The following is a 7,384-nucleotide window of genomic DNA, read 5'->3' as shown; positions in this document are numbered from 1 at the left end:
GCTATCGCCTATTTGTCCGTAGGTTACCGTAGCATCCTCTTTATCCGTAGTAGATGTTAGGCTTACGTTTCTAGTCGTGATTATTTTACCTCCCGAAATAGCAGCTACTTCTAGGGTTTTTAGACCTTCTGCGGTTAAATTTATATCCTGGGTGCCTTGAAGAGGGTATCTACCGTCTGTAGGCATACCTAGGCTTTGACCTGGCTGCGTGACTATTTGAGCTTTAGTGGCTTCGCCCGTACCTTTTAAATTTATGCTGCTTAGGCCGCCTACGTTATATTTTAGCTCATAGTCGCCTTTAGTTTCTACGTTTAGGGTTTTTAACGTAGTATTGGTAACCGTGCTTCCGTCCGCAAGTTTTGTTACTACTCTGTGGTTTTCAAAAGCGTTAGCGGTTTTATTTACGATGTTTAGCGTCTCAAACGTCGTGTTGTTATAGTGATTCCCTATTGCGCTGCTAAAAGGAGCTGCGGATTTGTTTATAGTTAAATTTACCTCTTTTAGTCCTACACCGCCTTCTAGTCCGAAGTACTGGGAAGTTTGCGTATCTACGTTTACGTTTAGCTTTTGAGCCCCTCCGGTTTTAAGCGTAGTGGTAGTTCCTTTTTTAATATTATAGTTTTCTAGCGAGGCATCGCTTAGGCCTACTATAGTTTCGCCTTCGGAATTTATGTTTACGGTTTTTATATTGGAGTTTAGGACGGTTACGTTTTTATTTGGAGTTACGGCCGCTCCGCCTATACCTAGAGTATCTATATCCTGGGCTCTGCTAAAATCAAGCTGAGTATGGGCGCCTGGATAGTTAGTCGGGTTGATATTTAATTCCTCCACTCCGCTCATCTCTACGTGTTTGTTTCCGCTTATGGTATTTAGCATATTAACTACGTCTCTACCCGCTCCGCCGTCGATAGGTATAATAGTTCCAGGGGTTCCGGTTATATTAAACACGTCGTCTTGTCCGCTACCTTTTATGCTTTGCACTACGTTATTTGCGCTTAAATTCGCTACTAGCTTATTTCCCGTATATCCGGAAGCATCAAAGGTTTGTAAAGAGCTAGTACCGGTTATGGTTAGGTCTGCGCTTCCTTTTACCGTTATAGTCTTTATAGAGCCGTCGTTAGAACCCGTTAGGTGGTCTGAGACGAATTTGTTTAGTTTGCTGGCTTGACCTACGGCTTTTACGGTTACGGCTTCTACCTTATCGTTGTTTACGGTAGTTATGTTTATCTTGCCGGTTCCGGTATCTACTCCGTCGACGGTCACTTCCTGGTCATCGTTACCGCTAGCTAGAACGTCGGTGTTATAGTATAGATTTAAAGAGTTGGCGCCTAGCTTTATATTTTTTAGATTTAGCTTTACTTTGTTTTCAGGGTTTATTATATTAACGCCTTGTTGGTTAGTAGAGCCGTCTATAGTAATAGACTCCATATTGTGGATATTTCTGGTATTAAAAGTTAGCATACCGTTAGTATGGTTGGTTAAATTTAGATTTTCGATATTTTTAACCTCTCCTACGGCATTGGTCATTCCGTGGAAGTTTGTGTATAGATCTAGGTTTAAAGTATCGTTTCCGCCCTTGCCGTCTAGCTTATCGGTAGCTTTAAACGTAGTTTGTCCTACGGTAGCAGATACCGCTCCGTTAAATACGTCTGCTTTTTCGCTTCCGCTTACGTCGTTGGCTCCTGCAGATAGGTTATGTACGGTAGGGGCTACTAGAGCGTCTATAGCCGCTTTTTGCTCGTCTAGGTTGGTATTATTGGTTTGAGCTATTATTCTTTGAAATAAGCTAAAGTCATACGCTCCGTTCTCATCGGTAGGAATATCTGCGATCTTTTGGGCTGCGTATTCTGATATAGCCGTTTTATTTATGAACGTCTGAGCGGCTACGGGATCTGCGGCTCTAGCCTCGGTAGAAGTAGCAACCTCGAATAGTTTTACTAAAGTATCTCCTCTAGAGTTACCTAGTTGAAGGTGTTTTACCCAGGCGTTAATACCGTCTGGATCTTGAGAATAGTCTTTGCCCAGGATATTTTTATAGATATTTTCTACATAGCCTCTATCAGAGACTATATCTATACCTAAGCTTTCAAAGTATGGGCCGGTAGCCGGAGAAGCTAACATCTCGTTAGCCATTTGCGCTACGGTTTTAGTGGCTCCCGCGTTTACCCATGCGTTAAAGCCGGCGCCTTCTGGTGCGCGGTTAAATAACGCTACGTAAAGCTGTGCTACTTGCGCTTGTGTTACTGCCATTGAGGACTCCTTGTTTAGTTACGGTTATAGGTTTAACGTTTTAAATACGATTTACGAGTTTAAAAAATAAGCCCGACTAGGTTTAATTCGCGGGTAGATTGCGACGCCTAATCGGGTCTAGTTTTAGGATAAAATTTACTGCACCGAAATTATGATCGCACAAATCTAAACGCAGCAAAAGATACACTTATCTTTAGGCTTTAGCGTTTAAATCGCAAATCTTAATTTTAATGATATTTATAAATTTAACTAGATGCTATAAACTTAAAATCGATTTAAAAAGTTGGGGGATTATAGCGAAAAAAATAGTTATATTTGATTAAAAGTATATAAAAAATTGATTTTTGATTTTTTATACTTAATCTTTAAAACGTTCCTTATGGTTATATTAAATTTAGCTTTAATTTAGCTATTTTTAAATATAATCCAAGCTTCAATTCACACACACCAGTCCTAAAATTTGGTTGCGTTTGTCAAAAGCAAATGTTAATGGGTGTGGAGGAGAAACCTAAATTTCGGGGAAACCCACAAGGAGAAAACTCATGGTAACAATGAGAGATTTGCTAGAGTGCGGCGTTCATTTCGGACACCAAACGCGCAGATGGAATCCGAAGATGAAAAAATTCATTTTCGGCGAGAGAAAAGGTATCTATATCATAGATCTACAAAAAACTATCCGCTACTTCCGCTACACTTATAACGTCGTTCGCGACGCGGCTGCAGAGGGTAAGACTATACTTTTCGTAGGTACTAAAAAGCAAGCCGGCGCAACTCTAAAAGAGTATGCTGAAAAATGCGGCATGCCGTACGTAAATCACCGCTGGCTAGGCGGCATGATGACGAACTTCGGCACTATCCGCCAATCTATCCGCAAGCTCGAAGTAATCGAGGCTATGGAAGAAGACGGCTCTATAAATTTACTAACTAAAAAAGAAGCTCTAATGCTTCGCCGCAAAAAAGAGAAGCTTCTAGCGTCTCTAGGCGGTATCAGAAACCTAAAAACCGTGCCTGATATGATTTTCGTCATCGACACGGTAAAAGAAAAAATCGCCGTTCAAGAGGCTAACCGCCTAAAAATCCCTGTCGTAGCTCCGATCGATACAAACTGCGATCCTGACGTTATCGACTTCCCAATCCCTGGCAACGACGACGCGATCCGCTCGGTTCAGCTTTTCTGCCAAGAGATGGCTGAGGCTATCATCGAGGGACGCTCTCAGCTTGAAAAAGACGGCGGCGAGCAAGAAGAAGGCAAAGAGGCCGTAAGCCAAGCCGAAAAAGACGCAGTCGTAAACGAGGCTGTTAACGAAGACTTCTCCGAGGACTTCAGCGAGGACGAAGAGTAATGGAAATCAGCGCACAAATGGTAAAAGAGCTCCGCGAATCAACCGGAGCCGGAATGATGGACTGCAAAAAGGCGCTAGCCGAGGCTAACGGCGATATGGAAAAAGCCGTTGATATATTGCGCGAAAAAGGTCTAGGTCAGGCCGCTAAAAAGGCTGACCGCCTAGCTAGCGAGGGTCTTGTGAGCGTTGTTGTTTGCGATCACTGCAAAACCGCGACCATCAGCGAGATAAACTCTGAGACCGACTTCGTCGCTAAAAACGCTCAGTTTCAAAATTTGACCAAAGACGCTACGGCGCACATCCAAACAAATTTGATAAAAGACGTCGAGAGCCTAAACGCAAGCGTTATCAACGGCGTTAAATTTGAGGATTATTTCAAAAGCCAGATCGCTACTATCGGCGAAAATTTGGTCGTTCGCCGCTTTGAGACTATAAAAGCGGACGATAAAGGCGTAGTAAACGGCTATGTGCACTCAAACGGCCGCGTAGGCGTGCTTATCGGTCTAGCTTGCGAAAGTGCAGAAATCGCAAACAAAGCGGCTGAATTTGCAAGAAATTTGTGCATGCACGCAGCTGCTATGAAGCCAAGCGTTATAAGCTACAAAGACCTTGACAAAGAGTTTGTCGAGAAGGAATTTATCGCACTTCGCGCCGAGCTTGAAAAAGATAACGAAGAGCTAAAACGCCTAGGCAAGCCGCTTCATCACATCCCTGAGTATGCTAGCCGCTGCCAAATAGGCGATGCCGAGCTTGCTAAAGCTACAAAAGCGATCGAAGAAGAGCTAAAGGCTGAAGGCAAACCTGAGAAAATTTGGGATAAGATCATCCCTGGCAAGATCGAGAGATTTTATGCCGACAACACCGTTTTAGATCAGCGCCTTACGCTACTTGGACAGTTTTACGTAATGGACGATAAAAAAACTATCGAGCAAGTCGTTGAAGAAAAAGGCAAAGAGCTAGGCGGCAAGATCGAGGTGGTAAAATACGTTCGCTTCGAACTTGGCGAAGGCCTAGAGAAGAAAAACGAGGACTTTGCGGCCGAGGTTGCGGCGCAAATAGGCTAAAATTTAATGGAAATCTTAAAGGGCGTAAATCTAGGCTTTGCGTATGATTATACGCTCTTTGAGGATGTAAATTTAAGCGTCAATGCCGGCGGCAGCTGCGCTATAACGGGCGTTAGCGGCTGCGGCAAATCAACTATACTTCATATACTTTCCACTCTTTTACGACCCAAAAACGGCGAAGTTATCTATGGGGGCAAATCGCTTTACGACCTATCGGCAAACGAGCTTTTGCGGATCCGCAGATTTGATTTCGGTATCATTTTTCAGGCGCACTATCTTTTTAAAGGCTTTAGCGCGCACGAAAATATTGAGCTAGCCTCTGTTTTGTCCGCTCAGAAAATCGACAATGAAATTTTGGCAAATTTAAAAATAGACGGCGTAATGAATCAAAAAGTAGGCGAGCTAAGCGGCGGCCAGCAGCAGCGCGTCTCGATTGCTAGAGTACTTTGCAAAAAGCCGCGCGTGATATTTGCCGACGAGCCGACGGGAAATCTAGACAAACAAACCGCAAACGAAGTGATGCAAACGCTGTTTAACTACATAAAAGCAAACGATGCGGCACTGGTTTTGGTTACTCACGACAACGAACTTGCGCAAAGATGCGACGAGGTTTACCGCCTCGAAGATAAAAAATTCTCTTTAATTTATCCAGAAGCCATTTAAATATTTTTACAGCAACGATTTGCCAAATTTATGGCTTAAAATTTAAGCTCAAATTTGCAAGCTATTTTTTGAGTTTAAATTTATCGCAAACCGCCTAAAGCGACTACTTCTGAACGAACAAAATTTATGATCAAATTTAGTCTCGTAGCCGTATTTTATAAAGCGTAGCGATTTTTTAAATTTACCGCACGACAAGCTAAAATTTAACCCAAAACAAAAGCTAAAAGCGACCGCCAAATTTAAACCTCTTAAATTTAAAAAGCAACAACGGCACGAATAAAATTTGGCAGACAAAGCGGTATTTTGTAGCCCTTGATCACGCCTAAATTTCCGCACATTTTCATCTGTCTTTCAAATTTACCGAATTTTCAAGGATTTAACCCTAAAATAACGGCATTTAAATTTAAAACGAAAGAGTCAGGTGGAGCTAGTCGAGTTTTTTGCGCCCGAGCGCGTCATCACCTTTATGCTACTGTTTGCGCGTATCGGCGGGCTGATGCTATTTTTCCCGTTTTACGGGCACGAGCAGATACCTATGAGCGTCAAGACCGCGTTTTCGTTTCTGCTAACGCTATTTTTATTTCCGCTTGCTAGCATTAAAAACGGCGAGATTTACTATCTGGCCGTAGAGATCGTTAGCGAGGCGGCGCTGGGAGTTTGCGCAGGACTGCTGCTTCACATCGTTTTTGCCAGTTTGCAGTTAGCTGGCGAGCAGATATCGATGATCATGGGCTTTTCGATGGCTTCGGTACTTGACCCGCAGACCGGCCTTAGCTCGCCCGTAATCTCAAATATCATAAATTTTCTCGCACTCATGACTTTTTTGGCCTTCGACGGGCATCATTTGATCTTGCTTTTTATCTCAAATTCGCTTACGCACGTGCCGCTGGGCGGCTTTTACCCGAGTCCCGATATAGTGCAGTACGCCTCAAAGTCCATGATAAATTTATTTACTTTTGGATTTATCATTTCCTTCCCGATTTTGGCGCTCTCGCTGCTTTCGGATCTGATTTTTGGTATGTTGATGAAGACGATGCCGCAGTTTAACCTGCTAGTCGTGGGCTATCCGATCAAGATCACGATCGGCTTTGCCGTGCTGATCGCGATACTAGCGGGCATGATGGAGCTTTTTAGGCAGCTCGTGCTTCGCGTTATCAACGATCTTCCGTCGCTATTTTTCTAAAACTAAGCTTGAAGTAATGGAAAATGTTTTAAAATACGTTTTTTAGGTATAAAAAGGAGAATTCGTGAAAATCGTTCTTGTAAACGCCAATCCCGCGGTATCGCGTTTGGCGACGCTGGCTCTTAGCAAAATGGGTTACGAATACGTCGAGATCGGCGATGCCAGCGAGCTTAGCGGCGTTTTTGACGTGCTTATCATCGACAGCGATATCGACGCAAAAGAGATGAACCTAAAAGAATTCGCAAATAAAATTTTATACCTTTCCTCTAAAAATTCTCCGACCTTTGAAAATGCCGACAGGATACTGCCAAAGCCGTTTTTGCCGACGGAATTTATCACTATCGTGGAGGATCTAGCGAGCAAGACAAAGAGCGCCGAGCAGCCTACTGCGACAAGCGATGAAACCAGCGAGGTCTCGGTCAAGGGGTTTGAGTTTATAGACGATCCGGCCGAAGACGTCTTTGAAGACGAGATCATGGAGCTGGATCCAGGCGAGCTTAGGCTAGACGACGAGCTTGACGATATTTCGCAAGCGGCGTCCGGCAAAGATAGCGCCTTTGACGAGTTAAACGAGATCGTAAAAGCTATCGACGATATGGACGAGCTAAGCGAGAAACTCGGAGACGAAGAGCTGGATTTGGACGGCACGGACGATGAGGCGACGGAGTTTGACGAGTTTGAAATAGCCGCAAAAGACGATAAATTTGACGATCTTTCTGCGGAGATAGATGCGCCGGATGAGCTTATGGATATCAAATTTGAAACGGCGGACGAGCCTGATATGGCCAAATTTGTTGATATGGATAGCGCGGACGAGCCTGAAGCCGTGCAAAGCCTTGAACAAGCGAAAGATGACGATAAATTTGCAATAGAAGAAACTG

5 protein-coding genes and 1 pseudogene are annotated in these 7,384 nt (G+C 43.7%); 5 read left to right on the top strand and 1 reads right to left on the bottom strand.

The window, feature by feature from the left end; genetic code table 11:
• Positions 1–2,250: DUF4214 domain-containing protein (locus Q0338_RS09560; protein WP_298086542.1), on the bottom strand; the 2,250-nt coding region annotated here is incomplete at its 3' end.
• Between the two features lie 542 nt (positions 2,251–2,792).
• Here Q0338_RS09560 and rpsB point away from each other — a divergent pair.
• The 5 genes and pseudogenes from rpsB to Q0338_RS09535 form a co-directional block, all read left to right on the top strand.
• The gene (gene rpsB / locus Q0338_RS09555) at positions 2,793–3,593 is read left to right on the top strand and encodes a 30S ribosomal protein S2 (protein ID WP_002950079.1); all 801 of its coding nucleotides are present in this window, start codon (positions 2,793–2,795) and stop codon (positions 3,591–3,593) included.
• Positions 3,593–4,657 (top strand): translation elongation factor Ts, encoded by a 1,065-nt coding sequence (gene tsf, locus Q0338_RS09550; RefSeq protein ID WP_298086541.1) that lies wholly within the window; start codon positions 3,593–3,595, stop codon positions 4,655–4,657. Before rpsB ends, tsf begins: the two co-directional genes overlap by 1 nt.
• A gap of 6 nt (positions 4,658–4,663) precedes the next feature.
• A complete protein-coding gene (locus Q0338_RS09545) occupies positions 4,664–5,320 on the top strand; it encodes an ABC transporter ATP-binding protein (RefSeq protein WP_298086540.1) in 657 nt (218 codons plus the stop codon).
• Positions 5,321–5,741: 421 nt separating this feature from the next.
• Positions 5,742–6,503 carry a flagellar biosynthetic protein FliR gene (gene fliR / locus Q0338_RS09540; protein ID WP_002950075.1) on the top strand — a complete coding sequence of 254 codons (762 nt, stop codon included), beginning with the start codon at positions 5,742–5,744 and terminating at the stop codon, positions 6,501–6,503.
• A gap of 64 nt (positions 6,504–6,567) precedes the next feature.
• Positions 6,568–7,384, top strand: a pseudogene (locus Q0338_RS09535) (saccharopine dehydrogenase); the annotation flags it as partial.

Origin of the sequence: uncultured Campylobacter sp. (genome assembly GCF_938018145.1) — a bacterium.
Taxonomy (GTDB): Bacteria; Campylobacterota; Campylobacteria; order Campylobacterales; family Campylobacteraceae; genus Campylobacter_A.
The sequence above is the reverse complement of the archived record's forward strand: the minus strand, read 5'-3'. Positions and strand labels throughout refer to the sequence as shown.